The organism is Ruegeria sp. AA3 (genome assembly GCF_056542905.1).
In genome coordinates this window covers 142,683-168,580 of record NZ_JBQGAQ010000005.1, presented here as the reverse complement: position 1 = coordinate 168,580, position 25,898 = coordinate 142,683, and the positions used below count along the sequence as shown (strand labels likewise).

Annotated in this window: 30 protein-coding genes; 14 read left to right on the top strand and 16 right to left on the bottom strand. The window is 57.4% G+C overall.

Going from position 1 to position 25,898, the window contains the following annotated elements; genetic code table 11:
• Positions 1–15: 15 nt before the first annotated feature.
• Genes ACR0JR_RS10985 through ACR0JR_RS10970 form a run of 4 tightly spaced genes read right to left on the bottom strand, consistent with a single transcriptional unit; the run spans position 16 to position 2,921 of the window.
• Complete coding sequence (locus ACR0JR_RS10985) at positions 16–621, bottom strand: pyridoxamine 5'-phosphate oxidase family protein (protein ID WP_480456169.1); 606 nt, start codon at positions 619–621, stop codon at positions 16–18.
• Positions 608–1,348, bottom strand: a complete 741-nt coding sequence (locus ACR0JR_RS10980; protein WP_480456168.1) for a lysophospholipid acyltransferase family protein — start codon at positions 1,346–1,348, stop codon at positions 608–610. Before ACR0JR_RS10980 ends, ACR0JR_RS10985 begins: the two co-directional genes overlap by 14 nt.
• On the bottom strand, positions 1,348–2,247 hold the full coding sequence (locus ACR0JR_RS10975) for a cell division protein FtsX (protein WP_480456167.1): 900 nt from the start codon (positions 2,245–2,247) through the stop codon (positions 1,348–1,350). The genes ACR0JR_RS10980 and ACR0JR_RS10975 overlap by 1 nt, the downstream gene beginning before the upstream one ends.
• Positions 2,244–2,921, bottom strand: coding sequence for a cell division ATP-binding protein FtsE (locus tag ACR0JR_RS10970; protein ID WP_480456280.1), 678 nt, complete (start codon positions 2,919–2,921; stop codon positions 2,244–2,246). Before ACR0JR_RS10970 ends, ACR0JR_RS10975 begins: the two co-directional genes overlap by 4 nt.
• Positions 2,922–3,103: 182 nt before the next feature.
• Between ACR0JR_RS10970 and ACR0JR_RS10965 the strand changes: the two genes are divergently transcribed.
• Positions 3,104–3,793, top strand: a complete 690-nt coding sequence (locus ACR0JR_RS10965; RefSeq protein WP_480456166.1) for a zinc-ribbon domain-containing protein — start codon at positions 3,104–3,106, stop codon at positions 3,791–3,793.
• Here the strand turns inward: ACR0JR_RS10965 and ACR0JR_RS10960 are convergent.
• The 5 genes from ACR0JR_RS10960 to argH form a co-directional block, all read right to left on the bottom strand.
• Positions 3,790–6,270 carry a TIGR02302 family protein gene (locus ACR0JR_RS10960; RefSeq protein ID WP_480456279.1) on the bottom strand — a complete coding sequence of 827 codons (2,481 nt, stop codon included), beginning with the start codon at positions 6,268–6,270 and terminating at the stop codon, positions 3,790–3,792. The genes ACR0JR_RS10965 and ACR0JR_RS10960 overlap by 4 nt on opposite strands.
• A 96-nt stretch (positions 6,271–6,366) precedes the next feature.
• A complete protein-coding gene (gene lysA, locus ACR0JR_RS10955; protein ID WP_480456165.1) occupies positions 6,367–7,632 on the bottom strand; it encodes a diaminopimelate decarboxylase in 1,266 nt (421 codons plus the stop codon).
• 71 nt (positions 7,633–7,703) lie between these two features.
• A complete protein-coding gene (locus ACR0JR_RS10950; RefSeq protein WP_480456163.1) occupies positions 7,704–7,853 on the bottom strand; it encodes a hypothetical protein in 150 nt (49 codons plus the stop codon).
• Between the two features lie 81 nt (positions 7,854–7,934).
• Entirely contained in the window at positions 7,935–8,117 is a 183-nt protein-coding gene (locus tag ACR0JR_RS10945; RefSeq protein ID WP_010443668.1) for a hypothetical protein, read from the bottom strand.
• The gene (argH, locus tag ACR0JR_RS10940; protein ID WP_480456162.1) at positions 8,117–9,505 is read right to left on the bottom strand and encodes an argininosuccinate lyase; all 1,389 of its coding nucleotides are present in this window, start codon (positions 9,503–9,505) and stop codon (positions 8,117–8,119) included. Before argH ends, ACR0JR_RS10945 begins: the two co-directional genes overlap by 1 nt.
• Before the next feature lie 21 nt (positions 9,506–9,526).
• Between argH and ACR0JR_RS10935 the strand changes: the two genes are divergently transcribed.
• The 10 genes from ACR0JR_RS10935 (at position 9,527) to yddG (ending at position 17,537) form a co-directional block, all read left to right on the top strand.
• On the top strand, positions 9,527–10,093 hold the full coding sequence (locus ACR0JR_RS10935) for a TlpA disulfide reductase family protein (RefSeq protein WP_480456161.1): 567 nt from the start codon (positions 9,527–9,529) through the stop codon (positions 10,091–10,093).
• Between the two features lie 82 nt (positions 10,094–10,175).
• Positions 10,176–10,505, top strand: a complete 330-nt coding sequence (locus tag ACR0JR_RS10930) for a hypothetical protein (RefSeq protein ID WP_170474183.1) — start codon at positions 10,176–10,178, stop codon at positions 10,503–10,505.
• Between the two features lie 59 nt (positions 10,506–10,564).
• Positions 10,565–10,951, top strand: a complete 387-nt coding sequence (locus ACR0JR_RS10925) for a hypothetical protein (RefSeq protein ID WP_170474180.1) — start codon at positions 10,565–10,567, stop codon at positions 10,949–10,951.
• The gene (locus tag ACR0JR_RS10920; protein ID WP_480456160.1) at positions 10,948–11,919 is read left to right on the top strand and encodes a sterol desaturase family protein; all 972 of its coding nucleotides are present in this window, start codon (positions 10,948–10,950) and stop codon (positions 11,917–11,919) included. The genes ACR0JR_RS10925 and ACR0JR_RS10920 overlap by 4 nt, the downstream gene beginning before the upstream one ends.
• Positions 11,920–12,009: 90 nt before the next feature.
• Positions 12,010–12,198, top strand: a complete 189-nt coding sequence (locus ACR0JR_RS10915; protein ID WP_010443654.1) for a hypothetical protein — start codon at positions 12,010–12,012, stop codon at positions 12,196–12,198.
• Positions 12,199–12,310: 112 nt separating this feature from the next.
• Positions 12,311–13,144, top strand: a complete 834-nt coding sequence (locus tag ACR0JR_RS10910) for an EAL domain-containing protein (protein ID WP_480456159.1) — start codon at positions 12,311–12,313, stop codon at positions 13,142–13,144.
• Between the two features lie 193 nt (positions 13,145–13,337).
• Positions 13,338–14,513: an acetyl-CoA C-acetyltransferase gene (locus ACR0JR_RS10905; RefSeq protein ID WP_480456157.1), complete on the top strand. Its 1,176-nt coding sequence runs from the start codon at positions 13,338–13,340 to the stop codon at positions 14,511–14,513.
• 187 nt (positions 14,514–14,700) lie between these two features.
• Complete coding sequence (gene phbB / locus ACR0JR_RS10900; RefSeq protein ID WP_010443651.1) at positions 14,701–15,423, top strand: acetoacetyl-CoA reductase; 723 nt, start codon at positions 14,701–14,703, stop codon at positions 15,421–15,423.
• Positions 15,424–15,726: 303 nt separating this feature from the next.
• A complete protein-coding gene (locus tag ACR0JR_RS10895) occupies positions 15,727–16,674 on the top strand; it encodes a transcriptional regulator GcvA (RefSeq protein WP_480456156.1) in 948 nt (315 codons plus the stop codon).
• The gene (yddG, locus tag ACR0JR_RS10890) at positions 16,671–17,537 is read left to right on the top strand and encodes an aromatic amino acid exporter YddG (protein ID WP_480456155.1); all 867 of its coding nucleotides are present in this window, start codon (positions 16,671–16,673) and stop codon (positions 17,535–17,537) included. Before ACR0JR_RS10895 ends, yddG begins: the two co-directional genes overlap by 4 nt.
• On the opposite strand, the gene ACR0JR_RS10885 is transcribed toward yddG, so the two are convergent.
• The 3 genes from ACR0JR_RS10885 to ACR0JR_RS10875 all read right to left on the bottom strand — a co-directional run bounded on the left by ACR0JR_RS10885 (position 17,534) and on the right by ACR0JR_RS10875 (position 18,805).
• A complete protein-coding gene (locus tag ACR0JR_RS10885; protein WP_010443648.1) occupies positions 17,534–17,698 on the bottom strand; it encodes a YdcH family protein in 165 nt (54 codons plus the stop codon). The two genes, yddG and ACR0JR_RS10885, sit on opposite strands and share 4 nt — an antisense overlap.
• A gap of 115 nt (positions 17,699–17,813) precedes the next feature.
• A complete protein-coding gene (locus ACR0JR_RS10880) occupies positions 17,814–18,593 on the bottom strand; it encodes a tRNA1(Val) (adenine(37)-N6)-methyltransferase (protein ID WP_480456154.1) in 780 nt (259 codons plus the stop codon).
• Positions 18,590–18,805: a putative signal transducing protein gene (locus ACR0JR_RS10875; RefSeq protein ID WP_008755664.1), complete on the bottom strand. Its 216-nt coding sequence runs from the start codon at positions 18,803–18,805 to the stop codon at positions 18,590–18,592. The genes ACR0JR_RS10880 and ACR0JR_RS10875 overlap by 4 nt, the downstream gene beginning before the upstream one ends.
• A gap of 56 nt (positions 18,806–18,861) precedes the next feature.
• Between ACR0JR_RS10875 and ACR0JR_RS10870 the strand changes: the two genes are divergently transcribed.
• The gene (locus tag ACR0JR_RS10870) at positions 18,862–19,860 is read left to right on the top strand and encodes a polyprenyl synthetase family protein (protein ID WP_480456153.1); all 999 of its coding nucleotides are present in this window, start codon (positions 18,862–18,864) and stop codon (positions 19,858–19,860) included.
• Here ACR0JR_RS10870 and ACR0JR_RS10865 read toward each other — a convergent pair.
• The 4 genes from ACR0JR_RS10865 to soxR form a co-directional block, all read right to left on the bottom strand.
• A complete protein-coding gene (locus tag ACR0JR_RS10865) occupies positions 19,853–20,674 on the bottom strand; it encodes a 4-(cytidine 5'-diphospho)-2-C-methyl-D-erythritol kinase (protein WP_480456152.1) in 822 nt (273 codons plus the stop codon). The two genes, ACR0JR_RS10870 and ACR0JR_RS10865, sit on opposite strands and share 8 nt — an antisense overlap.
• Positions 20,664–22,376: a tetratricopeptide repeat protein gene (locus ACR0JR_RS10860; RefSeq protein ID WP_480456151.1), complete on the bottom strand. Its 1,713-nt coding sequence runs from the start codon at positions 22,374–22,376 to the stop codon at positions 20,664–20,666. The genes ACR0JR_RS10865 and ACR0JR_RS10860 overlap by 11 nt, the downstream gene beginning before the upstream one ends.
• A 104-nt stretch (positions 22,377–22,480) precedes the next feature.
• Positions 22,481–24,127, bottom strand: coding sequence for an electron transfer flavoprotein-ubiquinone oxidoreductase (locus tag ACR0JR_RS10855; protein ID WP_480456150.1), 1,647 nt, complete (start codon positions 24,125–24,127; stop codon positions 22,481–22,483).
• Positions 24,128–24,263: 136 nt separating this feature from the next.
• Complete coding sequence (soxR, locus tag ACR0JR_RS10850) at positions 24,264–24,719, bottom strand: redox-sensitive transcriptional activator SoxR (protein ID WP_480456149.1); 456 nt, start codon at positions 24,717–24,719, stop codon at positions 24,264–24,266.
• Between the two features lie 89 nt (positions 24,720–24,808).
• Here soxR and ACR0JR_RS10845 point away from each other — a divergent pair, with 89 nt between their 5' ends.
• Positions 24,809–25,189, top strand: a complete 381-nt coding sequence (locus ACR0JR_RS10845; RefSeq protein WP_170474136.1) for a VOC family protein — start codon at positions 24,809–24,811, stop codon at positions 25,187–25,189.
• A gap of 233 nt (positions 25,190–25,422) precedes the next feature.
• On the top strand, positions 25,423–25,893 hold the full coding sequence (gene greA, locus ACR0JR_RS10840) for a transcription elongation factor GreA (RefSeq protein WP_039540543.1): 471 nt from the start codon (positions 25,423–25,425) through the stop codon (positions 25,891–25,893).
• Positions 25,894–25,898 lie beyond the last annotated feature (5 nt).

Sequence of the window (25,898 nt, the reverse complement as noted above, 5' to 3'; positions counted from 1 at the left end):
TATGCGGCAAAGCTGCTACCACATAGTCTTTGCGGCGCGGGCACCCCATTCCTGATCATATTGTGCGCCGCCCTCTTCACCCGATGTCATTTCAGACAGAATCTCGCCAACACTCGGAAGGCCATCGGTTTCATCGCGACCGCTCCAGGTTCCGGCTCGGATCAGGGCGCGGGCGCATTGGGTGTAGACCTCGGATAACTCAATCAAAATCACGGTCGCAGGGCGCTTTCCGTTTTTCTCGAAACGGGCGCGCAGGTCGTCGTCATCGGTCAACTGAGCATTCCCATTTACCCGAACCACGTTGTTCGAGCCGGGCACCAAAAACATCAGCGACACTCGGGGGTCCTGAACGATGTTTCGCAGTGAATCCAGACGGTTGTTTCCTCGCCAATCCGGCAGGGCCAAAGTGCCCGGATTCAGTTCCAATACGACTGATCCGTCGTCTCCGCGCGGGCTGCCATCGACACCTTCGGGGCCGACGGTGCTAAGAATGCACAGGCGCGAGGCCATGATCCACTTGCGATAGAGCGGAGTAATTTGCCGCGCCACCTTGCGTATAGATGGCGCACCGGGCGTCCCGTAGAGCGCCTCGAGCGTAGCGATGTCCTTAATGAACTCCATCCGGATCAAATCCCACTTCCTGCATCAATTCGTTCGACCGAGTCTCGATCACGTTTTCCAGCCGCTCAAGAAAGTCATTTCGTGCGACGCCGGGCTCGATTGGATTAAGGAAATCGACAATCGCGTTACCCGGCTTGCGCATGACACCGGTTCTGGGCCAGAAGACGCCCGCATTGGTGGCAACGGGCACGCACGGGAACCCGAGGCCTTCATACAGAACCGCCGTTCCGACCTTGTAGGGCTTGTGCACACCCGGCGCGACGCGCGTTCCCTGCGGGTAGATCACCAACTGTCCGGGTTCGCTGAACTCGCGCGCAACATCTTTGACCATCTTAGCCACCGCCGCCCCTCGTTTGCCGCGATTGACCGGGATACAGCCCAGACGGCGCGCATACATGCCAATGACCGGCGTCCACAAAAGCTCGCGCTTCATGATGAATTTGCCGTGCGGGATGGCGTCGAAGATTATGATGATGTCCAGAAACGACTGGTGCTTGGCGCCGATCACAACCTCACCATAAGGCACCTCTCCGCGCACTTCACAACGAATGCCAACCATCCAGCGGGCCAACCATTTGGTCGTCCGCGCATAGGTCTTACAGGCGCGCAAAGCGCCACTTTTGGCAAACAGCGCATAGGGGGCAAAGATGATCCCGAGGACCAGCATCCAGGCGTAGATAGTGATCATGAAGATCAGCGACCGGACCCATTGAATGGCCATGAACATCACGAAAGCTCCTTTAACTTGCGCTGTGCTGCCGACCATGTGGCCAGAAATGCAACGGCGGCCCCCAACACTGGTATCAGCACCGGCAGTAGCCATCCAATCCCTTGAAACCCAAGCCCTGTAAGAAATCCACCAGTATCCGAGGCCTCGGGTAGCAGTAAAACACCAGACATACCTAACAGGGTTCCAACCGCCGCCCCGAAAAGCGCGCGGAAGGTAAAGCGCCGCACAAAAGCTCTGGCGATGAACCGATCCCGCGCGCCGACCTGACGCAGTACCTCGATAATCTGCGCGTTGGCGGCAAGTGAGGCGTTGGCGGCAAGGGTGATCATGGCGGCGGTCGCGCCACCGATCAGCAGGATCGAAATCCAGCCCAGACGCCGCAGTGAATTGGCCGCATCAACCAATGGCTCGCGCCAGCGGGTGTGATCATCCAGCACCGCGCCCGGCACTTCTGCCCCCAATCTCAGGCGCAGACCAGCCGCATCCAGGCCGGGTTCACCTTCGATGATCTCGATCAGTTGCGGAATTGGCAATGTGTCCAGAGGCAAGTCCGGTCCGAACCAGGGCGACAGCAGTGTGGCCTGTTCTTCGCCTGTCAACGCCCGAGCCGAAGCGACCCCTGGCGTTTGCTGGAGAACGTTCAAAGCTGCCTTGGTCTGTGCCGCGCGTTGATCTGCAGGGGCATTGATCCGCAAGGTCGCAGCCCCGGCCAGTTCCGAGGCCCAGCGATCTGCCACCCGGCCCGAGGCCAGCGACAGGGCCAGTGCAAATACTGCGAGAAATGCCATCGCGCCCGAGACAAACAGGGTCAGCTGAGCAGTGAAACCAGTGGGCGGCACAACGCGATCAGAACGGGTGTCACGGCGCAGCAGATTGCGGATCGTGCCCTTGCTCATAGATCCGCCCCCGCAAGCTGCACCCGACGCTGCGCGATGCGCAGTACACGCGCCTGCACCTGGCTTTTGGCGGCCCGGATCAGGCTTAGGTCATGGGTGGCGATCAGCACGGTTTTACCCATCCGGTTCAGTTCGATCAGCAGGCGCAGCAGACGTTGAGACATCTCCCAATCCACGTTGCCGGTAGGCTCATCCGCAAGCACCACGTCAGGCGACAAAATGACCGCGCGGGCCAAGGCGGCACGCTGGCGTTCCCCACCCGACAATTCGGGCGGGTGTGCTTCGAGTCTGCTTCCAAGTCCGACCCAGCTCAGCAGCTCGGTCAGGTCGTCTTGCTGTCCATTTTCTGAGCGCCCCGAGACCATAAGCGGCAGCGCGACATTTTCGGCCAGCGTCATGTGATCCAGAAAGCGGCAATCCTGATGCACCACGCCGATCCGACGGCGCAGCAGCGCCATCTGGTCACGGTCCATGCTGGCGATATCTTCGCCAAAGGCCGTCAACTTGCCCGAGGTTGGCAGCAACGCGCCATAGCAGAGTTTCAGCAATGTGGTTTTGCCTGCACCAGATGGGCCGGTCAGAAAGTGGAACGAACCCGGCTGCAACTGCAGCGAAACATCGCTCAGCAATTCGCCGCCGCCGTAGGTATAGCTGATATTGTCCAGCTCGATCACGCCTGCCCCCATTGTTCTGCTCACCTCTTGCCCGAGCGCAGCGCTGGATTCAATGCCTCGGGCGGGGCCAATTGGCGACACTTGGCCCGCGAAACCGAAAACACGCTTTGCTGTTGGGTCTTAACGGAATATCATCCCTGAAAAAACTATTATCAGGCCAGCCTTGAAGGCCAGGAGGCAGAATGCGTTTAACGTGTCCGAATTGCAGCGCCCAGTACGAAGTCCCGGACGAGGTGATCCCAGAAGACGGGCGCGAAGTGCAATGCTCCAATTGCGAAAAGACCTGGTTTCAGGAAAAACACCCTGCCACCGTCGAAACAGAGGCCGAGGCAACGCAGGAATTAGACTCGCCAGATCCTGAAGAGGTCAAAACAGCGGCTGAAGCGTCTCATGATGAGAGCGCCAGCAACATAGATCCCGCGGTTTCTAACATCCTAAAGGAAGAAGCCGCGCGCGAGGCTGATCTGCGAGAGCGTGAAGGCAGTAGTCTAGAAAGCCAGCCTGATCTGGCCCTTGACCCACCCGAAGAGCCAAAGGTCAAACCCAATCGACCTTCCGCCACTGAATCAGCAGCCGATGCAGGTCAGCGCGATGAGCTACCTGATGTTGAGGCAATCAATTCCGGCCTGCGCAGCGATCTCGGCTCGGACGAGGCTGAAACAGATGCACCGACTCGCAAATCCGGTGGATTTTTACGTGGCTTCGCGCTGATACTGATCATCGGCGTTATTCTGTTTCTGATCTATGGCAATGCTAGCCAGATCAGCGAAGCGGTACCGCAAGCTGATCCGGTGCTGAAATCTTATGTATCAATGGTCGATCAGGCGCGTTTGTGGTTAGAATCACAGACAGGTGGCGCAGGACAGAACTAAAACCTTTCGAGCAAGCGCTTGAGGTACTCCAGCTCAATCTGAGGCCGATCCTGTTCGCCAGTGCGGCGACGGATTTCATCCAGCAGCTCGCGCGCTCGGCGATAGACGTCTTCGCCCTGCAACAGGTTATCATCGGTCGAGATCGACCCTGCCGATCCCGGCGCGCGGCCCAACGGGTCGCGGTTGTTGGCTTGCATATCACCCGCTTCCGTACCCTGCCCCGGCTGGTTTTGCTGGTTCTGCGCCATGGCCTCACCCAGTGATCGCATCCCCTCGCGCAGCGCTTCCATCGCTTCGGACTGCCGGTCGATCGCCTCGGCCAGATCATCGCTGCGCAAGGCGTCTTCGGCCTCGTCCATCGCTCGCCCTGCACGGCCCAGCGCCTCACGTGCGGCATCACCTTCAGGCGTGCCGCCACCCGGCAGGCTTTGTTCCTGCCGTCCCAGTTCATCTCGCAGCGCTTGTTGCCGATCCGCCAGAGATCCCTGACCTTGCTGCCCCTCACCTGCCTGATCCTGACCCTGGCCGCCCTGACCTTCGTGGCTTTGTCCACGCCCGAGCCCGCCGCTGCTGCCTTCATTGCCCTGACTTTCGCCGGATTGGGCTCCTGGATTGAACTGTTCCTGTAGATCTCTGAAGGCCTGATCGCTCAACCCTTGCTGTTCCCGCAGAGTTTCCGCCAGCCCCTCCATGGCCTGCTGACCTTCGGATTGGCCACCCTGGCCTTGCCCTTGTGTGACGCGCATGTTTTCCATCATCTGTTGGAACTCTTCCAGCGCCTGCTGCGCTTCGGCCATGCGGCCCTGTTCCATCAGCTCCTGAATGCGATCCATCATCCGCTGCAGGTCATCTTGCGTCATCTGCAGCGTTTCGCCGTTCTGGCCTTGTTGGTTCTGACCATCTTCGCCGTTTTCTTGGGCGAGGCGCTGAAGCTGTCGCATATAATCCTGCGTTGCTTCGCGCAGCTCTTGCATCAACTCAGCGATTTCCTCATCGCTGGCACCGTTCTGCATTGCTTCGGTCAAACGCTCTTGCGCGCGGCGCATCCGCTCCAAAGCGTCAGCCAGTGTTCCGTCCTCGATCAGAACAGCGAGATCCCATAGCGCCTGCGCGATCTCTTCCTGCTGTTTGAGGTTTAGCGCACCGTGCCGATCAAAGGTTTCCAACCGACGCAAGATCACCCTCAGGCGCAAGTAGGCGGTGTCCGAGCGGAACAAATCTTCGGGCAGATGCGAGACGGCACGCAACAATTGTGCAACGCGCAGTGAATTGTCGCGCGACCAGAGTAAATCGCGCCGTTGTTCAGCGACCGCAGCAGCCAATGGATCAAAGAAACGCCGGGCAGGCAGATCGGCAAAATAAGGTTCGGCCACCGATTCCTGATCTGCCGCATCAACGGCCAAGAGGGTAATTTTCACCGGCAAATGCGCCCAGGGGTGCTGCGAGAAATCTTCGATCAGGTCTTCGGTAAAATCCGTCCTGTCGCCGGTGATCGGCATCGGAAGCTCAACCGTGATGATTTCGCGCGGCTCCGGTTCAGTTGCCAGGCCAAATTCGCGATTCACAGCAGGCAGATTCAACTCGATCCGAGCCGTGCCTGAAATGATGCCATAGTCGTCGGACGCCGCGAACGGTAGTTTCATCTGTCCGCCAGCTTCGGCCTCAGCAGCGCCCGCCACCTCGATCTGTGGTTTTGTGTCCGCGAGTATGTCCAGCGCCCAATCGCGCCCAGCCGGACCTTCGATCCGCAACTGGCCCGAGCGATCGGCGACAAAGTCCTGCTCCGGCTCGGTTGCGGCCTCGGTTCCAGGCGGCGTCGTCGTCTCGGTCAGGCTGTGTGCACCAATCTCCCCGTAGAACCGCAGCGTGATGCGGCTGCCTTTGGGCACCGTAAGTATTGGATCAGTTTGATCAGCAAGGTAAAGTGTCGGCAAGCCCGTATAACGTGGCGGTTCAACCCAGCCTTCCCAGGTCGGGCCCTGCCCCGCCTGAGCGGTCCCCGGCGTCATGTCCGCCACCGAGCCAATCCGCCAGAACGAACCAAACAGAGCTGCAACGACGAGCGCCAACAATGCAGCATAGCGAAGCGCATAGGGATCGCGAGAGGCCAGCCGCAAATCGGGTTTCACCGGATCGGCATTTGAAGCACGGTCTGCCATGCGCGCCTGGTGTGCTTGCCACAGTGCCACCGATTCCGCATCCATCGCACCGATTGCCTGATCATCCATCAATGCCTGAATCGGGCGACCGGGCAGGGTCTCATCCAGCCGAACCAACGCCTCAGACCGGGTTGGCAGGTGAAACCGCCTGATCCCCAAGATCGCGGTCGCAATCAACGCAACCAATCCGGCAGCCGCAGAAATCCAAACGGTTTCGATGGGCACAAGATCGTGCAGCCCCAGCATCAGGGCCGCCAGCAGCGCCATGAGAATAGAAAATAGCGGCCAGAAGGCGCGCATCACCTGCTCGGCCAGCATGCCCCCATGCGTCAGCCACAGGGACAGTCTTGGAATCGGCAGGGTCTGGTTCTCGCGCAAGGCGGGCCTCCTGATCCGGCCCGCGCGCCTATCGCGTCAGAGCCACTCTGGTATGGTATCGCGGTTTATGATTTCGTCAAAGCTTGGGCGTTCACGAATTACGGCAAATTGATCCCCGTTCACCAGAACTTCAGGGATCAGGGGGCGCGTATTGTACTCGCTGGACATGACCGCGCCATAGGCCCCCGCGCTGCGGAAAGCGATCAGATCACCTGATTTCAGCGGCGGCATGTTGCGCTGCTTGGCAAATGTATCGCCGGATTCGCAAACAGGACCGACAATGTCATAGGGCCTTTGTTCGACCCCTGCAGCAGGTTCGTCGACGGCGACTATATCATGATGCGCTTCATACATAGCGGGGCGGATCAGGTCGTTCATCGCCCCGTCAAGGATCAGGAAATCGCGGTCTTCACCGGATTTGACGTAGATGACCTTGGACACCATCAGACCCGCATTACCCGCAATCAGTCGGCCGGGCTCGATCTCGATCTCACAGCCCAGATGGCCCAGCGTTTTCTTGATCATCGCGCCATGTTCAACTGGCAAAGGCGGCGCGTCATTGGAACGCGTATAGGGAATGCCCAATCCACCCCCAAGATCAAGGCGCCGAATATTGTGCCCTTCGAAGCGCAAGCGCTCAGTGAGTTCCGCGACCTTGTTGTATGCCAACTCGAACGGCTCCAATTCGGTCAGTTGCGAGCCGATATGGACGTCGATCCCGATCACTTCGAGGCCCGGCAGGCTTGCAGCCAACGCATAAACCTCGGAGGCGCGCGAGATCGGGATGCCAAACTTATTCTCGGACTTTCCAGTAGCAATCTTGGCATGGGTCTTGGCATCGACATCCGGGTTCACCCGAACGGTGATCGGCGCATTCACGCCCAATTCTAGCGCGACCGCATTGATCACCTGCATTTCAGGCTCGGATTCGACGTTGAATTGCCGAATTCCGCCAGTCAATGCCGTGCGAATCTCATCTGCAGTTTTGCCAACGCCCGAGAATACAATCTTGTCGCCGGGCACGCCTGCAGCCTTGGCACGCCGGTATTCTCCGCCAGAAACCACATCCATCCCCGCACCTGCCTGAGCCAGCGTCTTCAGGATTGCCTGATTGCTGGCCGCTTTCATCGCGTAGCAGACAAGGTGGTCGGTGCCCTCAAGCGCGTCATCGAACAGCTTGAAATGCCGCAGCAAAGTAGCCGTCGAATAAACATAAAACGGGGTTCCGACCGCGGCTGCGATTTCGGAGATTGGCACATCCTCGGCGAAAAGCGCGCCGTCGCGGTAGAGAAAATGATCCATACCGCGCGCTTAGACCAAAAGAGGCATGTGGATCAAATGATTCCAGCCATCTGCAGAAATCCCATCGCTATCTAGAAGGTCTTCGATGCACCGATCCGCGCATATCCAGATACCGAAATTCCTGTCGAGCGGGCTTCGGACTCAGGTTTGGGTTGTGGTTTGTATGCCGGGTCGCAAGCTGCAAGAACGACAAGTGCCAAGATCAGGCCAAAGAATTTCATGTTGCCACCTTACGTCCAGAGGAGCAGCGTGCAGCCGGTTGTTCTGCTCACATGGGAATGACAAATACGAATGGCAATGCCTCAGAGCCCCAGAAATACGCCCAGACCACCGCGACGCACACCAACCCCGACACCGCCATAAGTGCCGCTGCTGCCAACGCCAACACTTGCGCTCATGGTGGGTTGGATGGGTTCGCCATCAGCGCCGCAGCCAGCCAGAGCCGCTGCAACCGCAATCAACAGCACCACGCGTCGTATATGCATTACACCAACGCCTTCCATCGCTTGATCTGGGCTCGCACCTGATCCGGTGCGGTGCCTCCATAGGACTGGCGCGAGTTTACCGAATTTTCGACCGTAAGAACAGAATAGACATCATCAGTGATGTCAGCATGAACCGACTGCATGTCCTCAAGCGTCAAGTCAGGCAGGTCGCAGCCTTTGCTTTCGGCCATGGCAACCAGCGAACCGGTTACATGGTGCGCATCGCGGAACGGCAGGCCTAGCACACGGACAAGCCAGTCGGCCAGATCGGTTGCAGTTGAGAAACCGGACCCTGCAGCAGCTGCAAGGCTGTCGCGGTTGGCGGTCATGTCCTTGACCATCCCTTCCATTGCGGCAAGCGCCAGCATCCAGTTGTCGGCGGCATCAAAGACCTGTTCCTTGTCTTCCTGCATGTCCTTGGAATAGGCCAGCGGCAAGCCCTTCATCACCATCATCAACGCTGTATTGGCGCCGTAAATGCGACCCACTTTGGCGCGGATCAATTCCGCGGCATCGGGGTTCTTTTTCTGCGGCATGATTGACGAGCCGGTCGAGAACCGGTCGGATAAAGTGACAAAACGGAATTGGGCCGAAGACCAGATCACCAGTTCCTCGGCGAAACGCGACAGGTGGACCGCACAGATCGAAGCTGTCGACAGGAACTCCAGCGCGAAATCGCGGTCGCTGACAGCATCAAGCGAGTTGGCTGCGGGGCGATCAAAGCCCAGCGCTTCGGCCGTCATGTGCCGGTCGATCAGGAACGACGTCCCGGCCAGCGCAGCAGCGCCCAAGGGGGACTCGTTCATCCGCGCACGCGCATCGCGGACGCGGGATAGGTCGCGGCCAAACATCTCGACATAGGCCATCATATGGTGGCCCCAGGTCACTGGCTGCGCGGTTTGAAGATGGGTAAAGCCCGGCATGACCCAATCGGCACCAGCTTCGGCCTGCGCCAAAAGCGCGCGGATCAGGGCCAGCAGGCCAGTTTCCGCTGCGTCCAGTTGGTCACGGACCCACAGTTTGAAATCGGTCGCGACCTGATCATTCCGGCTACGTCCCGTGTGTAAACGACCTGCTGGCTCTCCGATCACCTCTTTCAACCGCGCCTCGACATTCATATGAATGTCTTCCAGCGCGGTCGAAAACTGAAACGTACCGTTCTGGATTTCTGACAAAACGGTGAGCAGCCCTTCCCGAATTGCCTGCGCATCACTATCAGTAATAACGCCTGTGGCAGCCAGCATGGCGGCATGGGCGCGCGAGCCTGCGATGTCCTGGGCTGCCATCCGCTGATCGAACCCGATCGAGGCATTGATTGCCTCCATGATCGCGTCTGGACCGGCGGCAAAGCGGCCGCCCCACATCTGGTTCGAGGATTGATCGGTCATGTAAGAAAACCCGGAGTTGATATGCGCCTATTTCGTCTGATCCCCCTTTATATGGCCCTTTCGCTGGGTGCAAACACCGCTTTGGCAACGGATGCCGAGACTCTGGGCGTGCTGCGCGATGGCACGTTGAAACGGCTGATCCTGCATAAGGAACCAAAACCCGCCAAGACCATCGAGTTTCAGTTGGAAGACGATGGCGGTGTCGGCACGCTGGAAGACTATGCTGGCAAATACGTGTTGGTGAACTTCTGGGCCACATGGTGCGCCCCCTGCCGCAAGGAAATGCCGCAGATTGCCGAGCTTCAGGAAGAATTTGGCGGCGACAAGTTCCAGGTGCTGACCTTGGCCACTGGCCGTAACACGCCTGCCGGGATCAAGAAGTTCTTTGACGAGAACGGCATCGACAACCTGCCACGCCATCAGGACCCCAACTCTGCCGCCGCACGCGAATTCGGTGTCATCGCTCTGCCGATTACCGTCATTCTGAACCCCGAAGGGCAGGAAATTGCGCGCCTGATCGGCGATGCGGAATGGAACTCGGAAAGCGCGAAGTCAATCATATCGACTCTGGTTGAGGCCAATAGCTAAAGCTGCCCGCTTCATTTTGTGTTAGACTGAAACCGGCCCCGTTGGGCCGGTTTTCGTTTGTGATCAGCGAAATGGAGGCCATATGAAGCCAGTAGTATTACTGATCGGCCGTTTGCCGAATGTAATCGGTGACGTTGCGCGGCAGTTGGATCATTTGCCTATCCAATGGCTGGGCGCACATGATCAGAATGAGGTCCGGCGACAACTGGACACCGAACCCCGCATCGCCTGCGCCATCATGGGTGCCGGTCTGGACGACAACATACGCGGTGAAATGGTCGGCATAATTGCCGCGCGCCGCCCCGATATCTGCATCCATCTAAAAGATCGCACATCGGGCCCCGAGGGTTTGGTGCCCTTTGTCGAACGGGTGGTGCAACACGAAGTTCTGGACGGCCTAGAGCACGGCTGACGCCACGCCACCTTTGACAGGCAATTCGACCTCTTGCAGTTTGTCAGCAGGAGGATCGAATGCCGCTGGAAATTCTGTTGGGACTTGTCGTCGGCGGCATTGCCGGGATCGCGCTATTGTTGCATCTGACGGGTAGATCTCGTTTACGCCTACTGACGCCTGAAACCGCACAAATCCAATGGCTTCGACACTTCCCTGATGACACAGTCATTGATGTCACGGTCGCCCATGACGGTCATGCCGCCCTTGTACGAACCGAGACAGGCGCCGGGTTGCTGTGGTCCTTCGGGGCTGACACGGTAGCCCGGCATCTGCTGGACTTCGACAGGATCGACCATCCCGATGGGTTTGAAGTTCAATTTCACGATTTCAGCACTCCGCGCGTACTCATCCATCTCGACGAAACCGAGTGCCGCCACTGGCGACATCTGATGGAACCCGCATGACTGATCACGTAAGCTTTCCCGACGCGGTGCAATGGGCCGTACCGTTTTTCATCGCCGCCATTCTGGCGGAATTTCTATGGATCGCCGTCAAAGGTCAGGGCGGTCGGTATGAGACGCGCGATGCCGTGACTTCGTTGATCATGGGGGCGGGCAACATTGCCTCAGGCTTTTTGCTGGGCTTCATCGCGTATGCGTTTTTCATGTGGCTGTGGCAAATCACGCCGCTGAACCTGGGCACTTCGATCCCGGTCATCATCCTCTGCTTTGTGCTGGATGATCTGCGCTATTATTGGGTGCACCGGTTCGGGCACCGCATCCGCTGGGTCTGGGCCAGCCACGTGAACCACCACAGCTCGCAGCACTATAATTTGACCACTGCGCTGCGTCAGACCTGGACCTATACGTTTACCTTCATGATGGTGGTGCGTGCGCCGCTGATCCTGCTGGGCTTTCATCCCGCAATGGTGCTGTTTGTCGGCGGCCTGAACCTCATCTATCAGTTCTGGATTCACACCGAAGCCATTGGCAAAATGCCCCGCTGGTTCGAGGCCGTGATGAACACCCCCAGCCACCACCGCGCCCATCACGGACGCAATGCACGCTATCTGGATTGCAATTATGCCGGTGTGTTCATCATCTGGGATAGGCTGTTCGGCACGTTCGTTCCCGAGCAAGAGGATGACAAGGTCGACTATGGCCTCGTACACAATATCGGCACTTTCAATCCACTGCGCGTGGCGTTTCATGAATGGGTCGGAATTTGGAAGGATGCCACCCAGCCTGGGCTGACATTGCGCCAACGATTAGCTTATTGTTTTGCGCCTCCGGGCTACAGCCATGATAGTAGCCGAGACAATTCCGAGCAGATCAAGGCCAAACATCTTGTCCGCCATCCGGAAGATTGCGGAACACCTGGGTTTGAGCAATTCGACCCGCAGGCGTCCGCCACCGCGCCAAAGCGGGCCTAAGTCTCAAAAAGACCTTTTCTCTGCTTGATTTTTGGCACAGGTGCTCCATATCCGAGAGGTGATTTAAGTAAGCATTCTCCGGAGATCCACATGTCAAAATTGCTGAGAATTTCTACCGCTACTGGATTGCTGGGTTTTGTCGTCACCATGGCCGCCGCGCTCAACGGAGCTGTCCCGACTATTTTGGGTCTCGGTTTTGTTATGGCTGCGCTTGGACTGTTCGGAGCACTGGTTGGCGCGGCGGCTTCGCTGCGGCATGCCCGGCAGTCCACACACTGATCACCGGCCCAACACCTGCAGATAAATACACGCTCGTTAACTCCGGTTTTACCTGTCTTCCCTGAAACTGCTGTCCGGACCGTAATCGTCGGGATCAGAGGAATGGTAGAACATGGGAAACAGGAAGCGCGCGGACCTACCTGAAGGGTCAGACAACCCGTTGAGCGCCGCCGTCACCTTTCGGGACCAAACCGTTCTTCAGATGGCCACCGAAGCGGTAAAGCACAAGCAATGCAGGCTGGCGTTTCAACCCGTTATTCAGGCTCACCCCCCGCAAGGGATCGCCTTTTACGAAGGGTTCATCCGCGTATTGGATGAAACCGGTCGCGTCATACCCGCGCGCGAGTTCATGCCACAGGTTGAAAACACGCCCATCGGTCGGGATCTGGATTGCATAGCGCTCGAGATGGGATTGCGAACTCTGATCCGAAATCCCGGCATTCGCTTGTCCATCAACATGTCCGCCCGATCCATCGGTTATTCCAACTGGTCGCGTGTACTGGATAGGTTCCTGAAAAAAGACGCAAGCCTGGGCGAGAGGTTGATTCTGGAAATCTCTGAAGTGTCAGCCATGCAGGTGCCCGAGCTGGTAGTTGACTTCATGGATCAGCAACAAGCCCGCGGGATCGCCTTCGCGCTGGATGACTTCGGAGCCAGCAACTTCAGCTTTCGCCATTTTCGCGAGTTTCTGTTCGACGCCGCCAAGATCGACGGGCAGTTCATACGTGGCGTCAGTAACAACTCTGACAATCAGGCGCTGGTGCGCGCGCTGATCGCCGTAGCACGTGAATTTGAAATTCTCGTCATCGCCGAATCGGTCGAGATCGCTGAAGATGCTGCTTTTCTGATCGAAAATGGGGTCGATTGCCTGCAGGGCTTCTTGTACGGCGCACCTTCGGTCTCCCCACCTTGGGTCAAAGAAAAATCCTCAAAAACAGGTAGTTGATAGAAAGAAGCCGCGCAAAGATACACCGCAGTCAACTCTGAGACAAGCTGCCCGTTGCTGCAGATGCAGCATTGCGGTATTGCAGAAGATGCTGGAGCGGGGAACCCGAGGCGCTCTTGTATCCGGAGAAAGCCTCTCCACGACCTGCGCCGTCAGATTTCCCACAAGACCATGACGGTAAAGGATTGACTGTATGACCAACGTAGTAATCGCATCCGCCGCACGTACGGGCGTCGGTAGCTTTAGCGGTTCGTTTGCGAACACCCCCGCACATGATTTGGGCGCTGCCGTCCTGGAGGCCGTTGTCGAGCGCGCCGGGGTCGACAAGGGTGAGGTAAGCGAAACCATCATGGGTCAGGTCCTGACCGCCGCACAAGGGCAGAACCCCGCCCGTCAGGCGCATATCAATGCAGGTCTGCCGCAGGAAAGCGCGGCATGGGGCATCAATCAGGTTTGCGGTTCGGGTCTGCGCGCTGTCGCTCTGGGCGCTCAGCACATCCAGTTGGGCGACGCCGAGATCGTGGCTGCAGGTGGACAAGAAAACATGACCCTATCACCCCACGCCGCCGCTCTACGCGCCGGTCACAAGATGGGTGACATGAAATACATCGACACTATGATCCGCGATGGTCTGTGGGATGCCTTCAACGGCTATCACATGGGTCAGACCGCCGAAAACGTGGCCGAGAAATGGCAGATCAGCCGCGACATGCAGGACGAATTCGCTGTTGCTTCGCAGAACAAGGCCGAAGCAGCCCAAAACGCTGGAAAATTCGCCGACGAGATCGTGCCCTTCACCATCAAGACCCGCAAAGGCGACATCGTGATGGATAAGGACGAATACATCCGCCATGGCGCGACCATGGAGGCGATGGCCAAACTGCGCCCGGCTTTCACCAAGGATGGCTCGGTCACGGCGGCAAATGCTTCGGGCCTGAACGATGGTGCCGCAGCCACCCTGCTGATGTCGGCCGAGAATGCCGAAAAGCGCGGAATTGAGCCTCTGGCCCGTATCACCTCATACGCGACCGCCGGCCTGGACCCGTCAATCATGGGTGTCGGCCCGATCTACGCTTCGCGCAAAGCGCTGGAAAAAGCGGGCTGGTCGGTTGACGATCTGGATCTGGTCGAGGCCAACGAAGCATTTGCTGCACAGGCCTGCGCCGTGAACAAAGACATGGGCTGGGATCCGTCGATTGTGAACGTCAACGGCGGTGCAATTGCTATCGGTCACCCGATTGGTGCATCCGGCTGTCGGGTTCTGAACACCCTGCTGTTCGAAATGAAACGCCGCGACGCGAAGAAGGGTCTTGCGACCCTTTGCATTGGTGGTGGCATGGGTGTCGCATTGTGCGTGGAGCGCGACTAATTGCGCTGAAAACTAATTACAAAAGGGCGTCCACAGGGCGCCCTTTTTTGTTACAATCGGATCATATCCCTTAGATGCGACAATATCGTCGGACAGAAAGATTAATTCGATCACGAAACGATATTGCGCACCCTCAACTCTCAGAGTAACAGAATTACCAAGACGACTAAATTTGGAGGAGTCCTAAATGGCACGTACAGCACTCGTAACCGGCGGTTCCCGCGGCATCGGCGCAGCAATTTCCAAGGCGTTGAAGGCCGAAGGATATAATGTTGCCGCCACTTATGCAGGCAATGACGAAGCCGCCGCAAAGTTCACCGAAGAAACCGGTATCAACACCTATAAATGGAATGTTGCGGATTACGACGAATCCAAAGCGGGCATCGAAAAAGTCGAGGCCGAGGTCGGCCCGATCGACATTGTGGTCGCCAACGCAGGTATCACCCGCGATGCGCCGTTCCACAAGATGACGCCTGAGCAATGGCATCAGGTGATCGACACGAACCTGACGGGTGTCTTCAACACCGTTCACCCGGTATGGCCGGGCATGCGCGAGCGTAAGTTCGGCCGGATCATCGTGATCAGCTCAATCAACGGCCAGAAAGGTCAGTTCGCCCAGGTGAATTATGCCGCAACAAAAGCAGGCGATCTGGGTATTGTAAAATCGCTGGCACAGGAAGGCGCGCGGGCCGGTATTACCGCCAATGCAATCTGCCCCGGCTATATCGCGACCGAAATGGTCATGGCAGTGCCGGAAAAAGTGCGCGAATCGATCATTGGCCAGATCCCCGCAGGTCGCCTGGGTGAGCCGGAAGAGATTGCGCGTTGCGTCGCCTTTCTTGCCTCGGACGATTCGCAGTTCATCAACGGCTCGACCATTTCGGCCAACGGTGCACAGTTCTTCGTCTGAACCAACGGCATTGGAACGAAAACGGGCCGGTCCATCAAGGACCGGCCCTTCTTTTATCCCGTAAGTCCGCGCGCGCTGCGGTCAGCGGGAACCAAAAATCATTCGCCAGATGCTCCTGACCGCTTTGCCGCGCTCGCAATGCGCCTTTTGAAAGGCACGCTGAACCGAAGGATGGGTTGTCATCTCAATCATGTTTGCCTCTTTCTCAGATCAGTTTCATTTGACTTGCTCCGATGATGAGGCATATTTATCTGGCCTACAAACGAGCTTTTTCGTATAGTCAGTTAAGGATATTTTAACTGGATGAGCGACCGCCTGCCACCATTGACCGCATTGCGTGCCTTTGATGCCGCCGCGCGGCACATGTCTTTTGCCAAGGCCGCGGAAGAGCTACACGTCACCCCCGCTGCTCTGTCCTTTCAGATCAAATCGCTTGAGGAGCACCTCGGGCAACCGCTGTTTCGCCGCCTGAACCGCGCCGTTGAACTAACCGAGGCCGGTCGCACATTAGCACCCGGCGCAGCAGAGGGATTTACGACTCTACAGACAGCATGGGCTGCAACACGAAGGTTGCAAAGCAGCGGGACGCTGACTCTCACTGCCGGACCAGCCTTGACCGCAAAGTGGTTGGCCCCCCGCTTGTTCGAGTTTGCGCGATTACATCCGGACATCGAACTGCGGCTATCCGCATCACTAAAGGTTGTCGATTTGCGGCGGGATGATGTGGATGCGGCGATCCGATTTGGAATATCTGACGACGCAGACCTGTCTTCCTACGCCGCAAGACCAGATTGGGTGACGCCTATTATGACACCTGAATTGCGTGAGAGGTTCCAAACACCCGAATCGCTGCGTGACGCTCCGCTGATATTTGATGATTCCCTCTTCAAGGTCGCCCCTGGTTGCGATTGGCCGTCTTGGTTCCGCGCCGTTGGTATGTCGTATTCACCTGCAACGGGCACCCATTTTTCTCAACCTGATCACGCGATTGATGCAGCCTGCGCCGGGTTGGGGGTTGCACTGGGGCGGCGGCCTTTAATCATCAAGGATGTGAGCGAAGGCCGACTTGTCGCCCCGTTCAAAGTGGCGGTGCAGACCGAAGCGCGGTTCCGATTCATTTGCCTGCCCGAAGCCAAAGACCGTCCACAAATCGCTGCTTTCCGAGAATGGTTCTTTGCAGAGATCGAAAAAACCGCGCATATGTGGGACGACTTTGAGATCATCCCAGAAAAGGAACTTGGACGCCCATGACTCGTTCCCGTGCGACCGCAATCGGCTTTGTCGCCGTCTTGCTGTGGTCCCTGCTGGCCTTTTTTACCGTGGGCTCAGCCCCCACACCACCTCTGTTGCTGAACGCAATTTGTTTTACGATCGGTGGAACTTTGGGCTTGATCTGGACTATAGCAAATGGCGGTCTGAAGCAGTTGGGCCAGATCGCATGGACCACGTATCTGTTCGGTGCAATTGGGCTTTTCGGATATCACGCTCTGTATTTCTCAGCCCTGCGTATGGCACCCGCCGCTGAGGCGGGGCTGATTGCTTATCTCTGGCCTTTGCTCATTGTTTTGCTGTCCGGCTTGCTCCCCGGCGAACACCTGAAACCTGGCCACCTGATCGGCGCTAGCCTTGGCTTTGCCGGGGCTGCAGTGATCATTACAGGTGGCAGCAGTGCAGGGTTTCAGGCGCAACATCTGCCCGGTTATGGGCTGGCCCTTTTGTGTGCGCTGACTTGGTCAGGCTATTCGGTACTGTCGCGAAGGATGGGCGATGTACCGACAAGTTCGGTTGCGGTGTTCTGCATCATCACTGCAATAGCCTCTTGGGCGCTGCATTTTGCAATTGAAGAAACAGTCTGGCCGAAGGGCGCAATAGGCTGGGCCTCAACCCTCGCCTTGGGTTTGGGCCCGGTCGGGCTGGCGTTCTATGTTTGGGATATCGGAGTTAAACGCGGGGATATTCAAATCCTCGGCACCGCTTCATACGCGGCACCTTTGCTATCGACGCTTGTATTGGTTCTGGCCGGGATCGCCGCCCCGTCGTGGGGATTGGCGATCGCGGCCTTGCTTGTCACCGGTGGCGCTGCAATCGCTGCCCGCGCCAGCCTGAAGGCTTAGGCCGACAGGCGCTCGATCTCTTCTTTCAGCTTCAGTTTCTGCTTCTTGAGCTGTGCAATATGGAGATCGTCAATACCAGGTGAGCGTTGAGCTTCTTCTACTTCAAGACCGAGAATTTCGTGTTTTTTCTTCAACTCCGTCAGATGCGCGCTCACGCTCATGGCGGTCCTCCTTCTCTGGTTTGGTAAGTATGACGTAAGAAGTTGATCACATCATTTCCAGGCTGTCACGCTGCAGACGCACAGAATCTGTAATAAATCCGACAAATTCGGCTGGTCATTGCCGATCTGAAGCGAATCCGGCCAATGCGGCGCCATCGCGCAGCACCGCCGAAACCTCGGGAGTATAGCTTTCACCATCTTTAAGGTGCCGATCCCCCTGATGCATTATCAGCGGAGATTGTAACCGAAAGCTGGCACGACCTCCCTTACGAGCTCGTAGAATCACCAACTCGGCCGGGCGGCCCAAGCGTGCAGAAAGCGGCAACACTTCGGCCGACCCCAAGCGGCCACTGCAGGCAGCCAGTATGTCTGGCAAGCGATCCGCTTTCTGGATCATGTGCAAGTATCCTCGTGGTGCTAACCGCCGGGCCGCGACATCTATCCACTCCGTTAGTGGGGTGTTTTCACCTAAAGCAATCTGCCGTCCCGGATCGGTCGATGGGCTATGTGCACCCGGCCTGTAATAAGGCGGATTAGCGATGACGTGATCAAACTGTGCTTGTTTCAGGTCTCTGGGTAGCGCGCTCAGATCAGCCTCGACCACCGACAGGTCCATAGCGTTCTGAGTGGCATTTCGACGCACCAGTTCCGCATAAGCGGGTTGCAGTTCGACCCCTGTCGCCTGCAATTGCGGAACACGTGCCAACAAACACAAAATAGCGGCTCCCGCGCCACATCCGAGCTCTAACACCGACTGACCCTTGAGGGCAGGAACCGAAGCGGCCAGCAAGACAGGATCAACGCCAGCGCGATACCCTGTCTTTGGTTGCCATAATCGCACACGACCACCCAGAAAATCATTCAGCGTCAGCTCATTGTCGAAAAACAAGCTCATCGCCCCAGCGGTATCTCGTTATCACGCATAACGCGCTCGGCGCGGGTCAGGTCATCGGCGCGCACCATCAAGCGACGAGGGAAAATTCCTATGCCCCCTTCGAGGATGCTCATATTTACGTCCATCTGAAAGCAGTCTATATCCTCGCCCTCAAGGAGAGCCGTTGCAAAAGCCAGGATTGTCGGATCGGTGCTGCGCAATAGTTCTTTCATGGGGATGGATGTAAGGGCAAGGTGACTGGGATGTCGAGCCTTGTATCAGGAGTGTGATGAGCGTCAGCACGATCTCGAAACCGCATGAGCGTCTGGCTGAGATGTTGGCGGGTGAAATGGCAGCGGTGAATACGCTGATTCGGACCCGAATGGCGTCGGAACATGCCCCACGCATCCCCGAAGTGACTGCACATCTGGTTGAGGCAGGTGGCAAACGCCTGCGCCCAATGCTGACATTGGCTGCTGCACAGTTATTTGGCTATTCCGGCGACCATCACGTTAAGCTGGCCGCGACTGTCGAATTCATCCACACCGCGACCCTTTTGCATGACGACGTCGTGGACGAAAGCGGGCAGCGGCGTGGGCGGCCCACCGCAAACTTGCTATGGGACAACAAATCCAGCGTTCTGGTTGGCGACTATCTGTTTTCCCGCAGTTTCCAGCTGATGGTTGAAACGGGCTCGCTACGGGTTCTGGATATTCTGGCTAACGCGTCGGCCACGATCGCGGAAGGTGAAGTGCTGCAGATGACAGCAGCCACCGATCTGGGCACGGATGAGGGTGTCTATCTGCAAGTCGTGCGCGGGAAGACTGCCGCGCTTTTCTCGGCTGCAACCGAGGTTGGTGGTGTCATTGCCGGCGCAAACGATGCTCAAGTCAAAGCGCTTTACGATTATGGTGATGCGCTTGGGGTTGCCTTCCAGATCGCTGATGATCTTTTGGATTATCAAGGTGATAGCGCGGTCACCGGCAAGAATGTCGGTGATGACTTCCGCGAGCGAAAGCTAACACTGCCCGTCATTAAAGCTGTGGCGCAAGCCACCGCTGATGAACATGCTTTCTGGGTACGCACGATAGGGCGCGGACGTCAGGAAGAAGGCGATCTGGACTACGCCCTATCGCTGATGGCCAAATACCGCACGCTGGAAGCTACCCGCGCAGATGCGTTCGGCTGGGCAGCCAAGGCGAAGGCGTCATTGGAAGCCGTTCCTGACCACGAAATCCGCACATTGCTAGGCGATCTGGCGGACTATGTTGTTTCGCGCCTCAACTAAGCATTGTCGCGCGGCACCACCAGTTGGGTTGCGCGGCTCCGATCTCGTAGGCGGCGAAATGGGCCGCTTTCAGGGTTGGATAAAGCGCCATACAGGTAGAGCCTGAACCTGACATGCGGGTCAGTAACACGTCGCGTGTATCCCTCAGTGCATCAAGGACAGCTGCAATTCCCGGGGCTACCGTCATCGCTGGTGCTTCAAGGTCATTGCGCTGATTCCGTAGCCACGCCGCACAATCTACTGGCGTTTTGAACGTAGGAATTCTCGCTGGCATCGGCGCGTTCTCTCGACTTTGAAGCGCAGAAAACACGGGCCCGGTTGGAACTGCGATCCCCGGATTAACAAGAAGAACTGGCAATGGCGGCAAATTAATCGGTTCGATCTGCTCACCTATACCTCGCATTCGCGCCGCAGCAGCGTATAGGCATGCCGGGACATCTGCCCCCAGCGACAAGGCAATATCATTGGCGTTTATGGACCCCTGAGTCGTCGCCGTGCGCAGGACCGCGGCTGCGTCCGAAGACCCGCCTCCGATACCGCCGCCATGGGGCAGTTGCTTGTCTAGAAGAATGCTGCCGGTCCAGCCAGCCGCCTCGGCAGCCTGCCAGACCAGATTGCTATGGTCGATTGGCACACCGCTCGAGAACTCACCCGCTACCGACAATGCCAGGTTGGGTCCCGAAGAAAAGGTAAGTCGATCCCCGACATCTGCGAAGGCAACCAATGAATCCAGCATATGATAGCCATCGTCTCGCTGGCCGGTTACATGTAGGGTCAGGTTGATTTTGGCGGGGGCGAATGCCTCAGCCTTCATTGGCGACTTTCAATGGCTCAGCGCCCTCTTCGTGCAAGACAGTATCCAGCCCTACCTCAATCTTACGACGAATACGCTCAGGATCGGCCTCTCCATCGGGGTCTTCGGGGTCGATGAAGGACAGGGCACGTTTCCACTGAAACTCCGCCTCGCGAGCACGACCTACAGCCCAATAAACATCGCCCAGATGATCATTCACCACCGGATCGACAGGCATCAGCTCAACGGCTCGCTCCATGTGATCAACCGCCTCGTCATACCGGCCCAGGCGGAACAACACCCACCCTAAACTGTCGACAATATAGCCGCTGTCCGGCCGCGCAGAGACCGCGCGTTCTATCATCTCAAGCGCTTCATCCAGCTTCTCTTTTCGTTCAACCAACGAATACCCCAAGTAATTCAGCACCTGCGGTTGATCCGGATTTAACTCAAGCGCGCGCCGGAAATCGGCCTCGGCCATCTCCCAGTTCTTGAGACGTTCATGGGATATCCCGCGTGCATAGTGCAGGAACCAGTTGCTGCCCGCGCCTTCTTCGGTCAGAGCAATGGCCTTGTCATATGACGTAACTGCCGCCGTATAATTTTCCTGCTGACGCCGAAGATCTGCCAAAGCCACATGTACACCCGGCAAATCGGGGCTCTGCGCTGCAAGGTTTTGCAACACTTCGGCGGCCGCATCTTTGCGATCGGAACGGCTGAGCACTTCGGCGCGTCCCAACTCGGCAGCGTGATAGTCGCTGCTTGTCGGTGGCACCTGCCGATAGACATCAACGGCGAGATCATATTGCTCCAGCCCGTCCAGCAGCTCTGCGCTCAACAGGATGGCGTCGATGTGGTCTGAGCGCAGGAACGTCGCGGCCCTAATATAGAGGAGTACATAGTCGGGCGCGGCCTCGGCGCTCAGTGCCGCACCCACTGAATAGAACACTTCGGCCATGCCGCCCTGTGCAGATTGCACATGTGTAAACGGCAACGTTTCGCCATTAGTCAGGCGACTTACATACCCTTCAATGGTCGGGTCACTTCCTGCAGCGAACACATCTTCAAGGAATTGAAGCGCGTCTTCGTTGCGGTCGAGTTGCGACAAAACTTCGGTTCGCGACAACGCCGCGCGGCGCGAGAAACGGGCAACAGCACCGTTATCGGCCTCAAAAATCGCTTCGGACCCTTCGAAATCCCCGACCGATGCCAAGGCCATAGCCTTATGGTAGAGCGCAAATTCTTTAAGCCCTTCCTGCGTGGAAACCGCATCAAATTCTTCCATCGCCTTGGACATGGCACCCTGCGCCATGTGTGTCCATGCGATCAACAGACCATCGACCAAAGGACCAACCCCCTGTGTCTCAGGGTCACGGGCCAGAAATTCATCCAGCTCTCCGCTTGCAAGCAAATTCGCCGCGATCACCATCCGGGCAGCCTGACTGGGTAAATCCTGTTCTTCGATGGCATTCGCAACCGGCAAGGCACGCTCGATTTCACCCAGAGCCAACCGCGCTACAACAACGTTTTCTAACAGTTTTGCGTTTTTAGGATCTGCTTGAAGCGCCTGCGAATAATACCGCTCGGCGGCTGGATAGTCGCTTTGATAAATCGCCTGCCGCCCCGCCAGATACGACCCCGACCCGGTATCGGCTACCGCCGGGAGCGTTATTGCTGAGCTGAGAATAACGGCCAGTGCCGTACGTCTTACCAGGGAAACCACCGATTGCCTGCCTTACTGTCGTTGCCTGAAGGATAAGCTAGGGCTTTGGTGGGCGAAGGGCAATGGCAGAGCCTTCACGACCCTGCCAACGCCCATGTTCTTGCCTACATATTGGGGTAGTTCGGTCCGTCGCCGCCTTGCGGCGTTGTCCAAGTGATGTTCTGGCTGGGATCCTTGATGTCGCAGGTCTTACAGTGAACACAGTTCTGGAAATTGATGACGAATCGCGGACCGTTTTCATCCTCGACCATTTCATAGACGCCTGCTGGGCAATAACGCTGCGCCGGTTCATCGAATTTAGGCAGGTTGACGTTCACCGGTATTTCCGGGTCGGCCAGTTTCAGATGGCAAGGCTGGCTTTCCTCGTGATTGGTGGCCGCAAACGATACATTTGTCAGGCGATCAAAGGACAGAGTGCCGTCGGGTTTCGGATAATCGATCGGTTGATGCTTGCTGGCATCTTCCGTCGATTCCGCGTCGTTCTTACCGTGGCCCAGCGTGCCCAGCAGCGAAAAGCCCAGCGTGTTGGTCCACATGTCCATGCCACCCAGCACCAGGCTGGCGGTTAGGCCGTATTTCGACCACAACGGCTTGACGTTCCGCACCTTCTTCAGGTCGGCGCCAATTGCGCCTTCACGAACGTCAGCCTCATAGGCGGTCAGATCATCGCCCGAACGCTCGGCCTTGATGGCGTTAAAAGCGGCTTCAGCCGCTGCTTTACCCGACAGCATGGCGTTGTGGTTGCCCTTGATGCGAGGCACGTTGACCATGCCCGCCGAACAGCCCAGCAGCGCCACACCCGGAGCCACCAGTTTCGGCATCGACTGATAGCCGCCTTCGGTGATCGCGCGCGCGCCGTAAGCAACGCGCTTGCCGCCTTTCAGCAGCTCGGCCACCATCGGGTGATGCTTGAAGCGCTGGAATTCCATGTAGGGGTACAGGTGTGGGTTCTTGTAGTTCAGGTGAACCACAAAACCGACATAGACCTGATTGTTTTCAAGGTGATAGATGAACGACCCGCCACCCGCGTTGCTGCCCAGTGGCCAGCCCATGGTGTGCGTGACGCTGCCTTCTTTGTGCTTGGCCGGGTCGATCTCCCAGATCTCTTTCATGCCGACGCCGTATTTCTGCGGCTCTTTACCGGCAGACAGGTCGTATTTGGCGATGACTTCCTTGGACAGTGAACCGCGCACGCCTTCCGACAGGAAGACGTATTTACCGTGCAGCTCCATACCCGGCTCAGTGTTAGGACCGTAAGAACCGTCGGCCTCTAGACCAAAAACACCGGCCACGACGCCTTTGACTTCACCGTTTTCACCGTAGACCAGCTCGGAACAGGCCATGCCGGGGAATATTTCGACGCCCAGTTCCTCGGCCTGTTCGGCCATCCAGCGGCAGACATTGCCCATCGAGACGATGTAGTTGCCGTGGTTGTTCATCAGCGGCGGCATCGGGAAGTTGGGGATACGGATCTGACCCGCCTCACCCAGCATGTAGAAGTTGTCTTCATGCACAGGCACGTTCAACGGCGCGCCTTTTTCTTTCCAGTCTGGGATCAGCGCATCCAGACCACAAGGGTCCAGCACAGCACCCGAAAGGATATGTGCACCCACTTCCGAGCCCTTCTCCAGAACCACGACATTCAGGTCGGCATCCAGCTGTTTCAGACGGATGGCCGCTGACAGGCCCGCGGGGCCTGCACCCACGATCACCACGTCGTATTCCATCGCTTCGCGTTCAATCTCGGCCATCGCGGGCTCCTTAGCTAACTTTCCGAATTGGCGCTTTCACCGCTTGGTCGGCGCAATATTGTTTCACGGCTGATTACATGGTCGGAAAGACTTTGGTCAATCGAAACACGGCGTAACAATGACGCTATTCGACACATCAAGTCTCTGGCGCATCGCCCATCAGGTATCTGGGACCGCTACCATGGGATTTTGCCCTGTCATCGGGGTTGTAAAGCTTACATTTAGGCAAGCTGAGGCAGCCGCAGCCGATACAGCCGTCCAGATTGTCGCGCAACCGCATCAGCGTATCGATTCGCTGATCCAGCCGGGTGCGCAGCCCTTCGCTGATGTTTTTCCAGTCCTGCGGCGTCGGTGTTCGATTACCGGGCAGTTCCAAAAGCACTTCTCGTATTTCTGGCAGGGTCAAGCCGAACTGCTGTGCGATCATCACAAAACTTAGCCGTCGAATATCGGCACGCTGATACCGTCGCTGACCACCCGCGTTTCGCCACGGAGATATCAAACCCTGCGCCTCATAGTACCGGATCGCCGACACAGCTAACCCCGTCCGTCGAGCCAAAGCACCAATCGCCAATCCTTCGGAAACAGCCATAACATTCTCCAAAAAAAATCCCTTGACCTAAAGTTAGGTTTAGAAATTACGGTGAGTCGGGACAAGCCTTAAATCAGGAAGGAGATCCTATGATGGCGACTCTGGAACATACCAACTTCACGGTCCGCGACCCAAAGGCATCTGCGGCGTGGATGCAGAAAGTCTTTGACTGGAAAACACGCTGGGAAGGCCCGGCCATTGCCGGTGGCTACACAGTGCATGTGGGCAGCGCTCACACCTATCTGGCGCTCTACGCCCCCGATGATCCTAAGCCATTAAGTGAAAGCAGCTATGATATCGTGGGTGGATTGAACCATGTGGGCGTGCTGGTCGAAGATATCGAAGCCACCGAAGAAAAGGTTCGCAAAGCAGGGTTCAAACCTCACAACCACGCTGATTATGAGCCCGGGCGGCGCTTCTATTTCCGCGACGACAACGGCATCGAATTCGAGGTGGTTCAGTATGATTGAGATGTTGTGGCTTGGGCACGATGCCAGCCGTTGGCGACGCGGGGAGCTGTTGGGGCAGCGCCACCGGCGCAATCAACCTCCTAAACGGCGGCGCTAAGTTGCGAGTTTACTGACAACCCGCGCCTCCCCTCTTGCAATTCACGCTCCATTTGGGTCAGGTAATTGCCAACCCATCCTTCGCCCCGACGCTTTTGTGCGGCGGGGCGTAACATTTATGCGTGGACGACAAGACTATGGAAAAGATCCCCATGACGCCTTCGGGCAATGCCGCGCTCGAGGCAGAGCTGAAAAACCTGAAATCCGTCGAGCGCCCGGCGATCATCGAGGCGATTGCCTCAGCCCGCGAACTCGGTGACCTGAAAGAGAACGCGGAATACCATTCCGCTCGTGAAAAGCAGGGCTTTATCGAGGGCCGCATCAAAGAGCTTGAGGGCATCCTGTCGCTTGCCGACGTCATCGATCCCGCCAAGCTGTCGGGTGCGATCAAGTTTGGCGCCAAGGTGACATTGGTTGATGAAGATACCGACGAAGAAAAGACCTGGCAGATCGTCGGTGAGTATGAAGCCAATATTGAAAATGGCCTCCTGAATATCAAATCCCCGATCGCCCGCGCCCTGATCGGCAAAGAAGAAGGCGACAGTGTCGAGGTTCGCACCCCCGGCGGTGTACGCTCTTACGAAGTTCTGAGTATCGAATACGCCTGACCGGA

Coding starts and splice junctions, on each gene's coding strand:
- ACR0JR_RS10985 (WP_480456169.1), bottom strand. CDS start 621: ATGGAGTTCATTAAGGACATCGCTACGCTCGAGGCGCTCTACGGGACG.
- ACR0JR_RS10980 (WP_480456168.1), bottom strand. CDS start 1,348: ATGTTCATGGCCATTCAATGGGTCCGGTCGCTGATCTTCATGATCACT.
- ACR0JR_RS10975 (WP_480456167.1), bottom strand. CDS start 2,247: ATGAGCAAGGGCACGATCCGCAATCTGCTGCGCCGTGACACCCGTTCT.
- ACR0JR_RS10965 (WP_480456166.1), top strand. CDS start 3,104: ATGCGTTTAACGTGTCCGAATTGCAGCGCCCAGTACGAAGTCCCGGAC.
- ACR0JR_RS10960 (WP_480456279.1), bottom strand. CDS start 6,270: ATGCTGGCCGAGCAGGTGATGCGCGCCTTCTGGCCGCTATTTTCTATT.
- lysA (WP_480456165.1), bottom strand. CDS start 7,632: ATGGATCATTTTCTCTACCGCGACGGCGCGCTTTTCGCCGAGGATGTG.
- ACR0JR_RS10950 (WP_480456163.1), bottom strand. CDS start 7,853: ATGAAATTCTTTGGCCTGATCTTGGCACTTGTCGTTCTTGCAGCTTGC.
- ACR0JR_RS10945 (WP_010443668.1), bottom strand. CDS start 8,117: ATGCATATACGACGCGTGGTGCTGTTGATTGCGGTTGCAGCGGCTCTG.
- argH (WP_480456162.1), bottom strand. CDS start 9,505: ATGACCGATCAATCCTCGAACCAGATGTGGGGCGGCCGCTTTGCCGCC.
- ACR0JR_RS10935 (WP_480456161.1), top strand. CDS start 9,527: ATGCGCCTATTTCGTCTGATCCCCCTTTATATGGCCCTTTCGCTGGGT.
- ACR0JR_RS10930 (WP_170474183.1), top strand. CDS start 10,176: ATGAAGCCAGTAGTATTACTGATCGGCCGTTTGCCGAATGTAATCGGT.
- ACR0JR_RS10925 (WP_170474180.1), top strand. CDS start 10,565: ATGCCGCTGGAAATTCTGTTGGGACTTGTCGTCGGCGGCATTGCCGGG.
- ACR0JR_RS10920 (WP_480456160.1), top strand. CDS start 10,948: ATGACTGATCACGTAAGCTTTCCCGACGCGGTGCAATGGGCCGTACCG.
- ACR0JR_RS10915 (WP_010443654.1), top strand. CDS start 12,010: ATGTCAAAATTGCTGAGAATTTCTACCGCTACTGGATTGCTGGGTTTT.
- ACR0JR_RS10910 (WP_480456159.1), top strand. CDS start 12,311: ATGGGAAACAGGAAGCGCGCGGACCTACCTGAAGGGTCAGACAACCCG.
- ACR0JR_RS10905 (WP_480456157.1), top strand. CDS start 13,338: ATGACCAACGTAGTAATCGCATCCGCCGCACGTACGGGCGTCGGTAGC.
- phbB (WP_010443651.1), top strand. CDS start 14,701: ATGGCACGTACAGCACTCGTAACCGGCGGTTCCCGCGGCATCGGCGCA.
- ACR0JR_RS10895 (WP_480456156.1), top strand. CDS start 15,727: ATGAGCGACCGCCTGCCACCATTGACCGCATTGCGTGCCTTTGATGCC.
- yddG (WP_480456155.1), top strand. CDS start 16,671: ATGACTCGTTCCCGTGCGACCGCAATCGGCTTTGTCGCCGTCTTGCTG.
- ACR0JR_RS10885 (WP_010443648.1), bottom strand. CDS start 17,698: ATGAGCGTGAGCGCGCATCTGACGGAGTTGAAGAAAAAACACGAAATT.
- ACR0JR_RS10880 (WP_480456154.1), bottom strand. CDS start 18,593: ATGAGCTTGTTTTTCGACAATGAGCTGACGCTGAATGATTTTCTGGGT.
- ACR0JR_RS10875 (WP_008755664.1), bottom strand. CDS start 18,805: ATGAAAGAACTATTGCGCAGCACCGATCCGACAATCCTGGCTTTTGCA.
- ACR0JR_RS10870 (WP_480456153.1), top strand. CDS start 18,862: ATGAGCGTCAGCACGATCTCGAAACCGCATGAGCGTCTGGCTGAGATG.
- ACR0JR_RS10865 (WP_480456152.1), bottom strand. CDS start 20,674: ATGAAGGCTGAGGCATTCGCCCCCGCCAAAATCAACCTGACCCTACAT.
- ACR0JR_RS10855 (WP_480456150.1), bottom strand. CDS start 24,127: ATGGCCGAGATTGAACGCGAAGCGATGGAATACGACGTGGTGATCGTG.
- soxR (WP_480456149.1), bottom strand. CDS start 24,719: ATGGCTGTTTCCGAAGGATTGGCGATTGGTGCTTTGGCTCGACGGACG.
- ACR0JR_RS10845 (WP_170474136.1), top strand. CDS start 24,809: ATGATGGCGACTCTGGAACATACCAACTTCACGGTCCGCGACCCAAAG.
- greA (WP_039540543.1), top strand. CDS start 25,423: ATGGAAAAGATCCCCATGACGCCTTCGGGCAATGCCGCGCTCGAGGCA.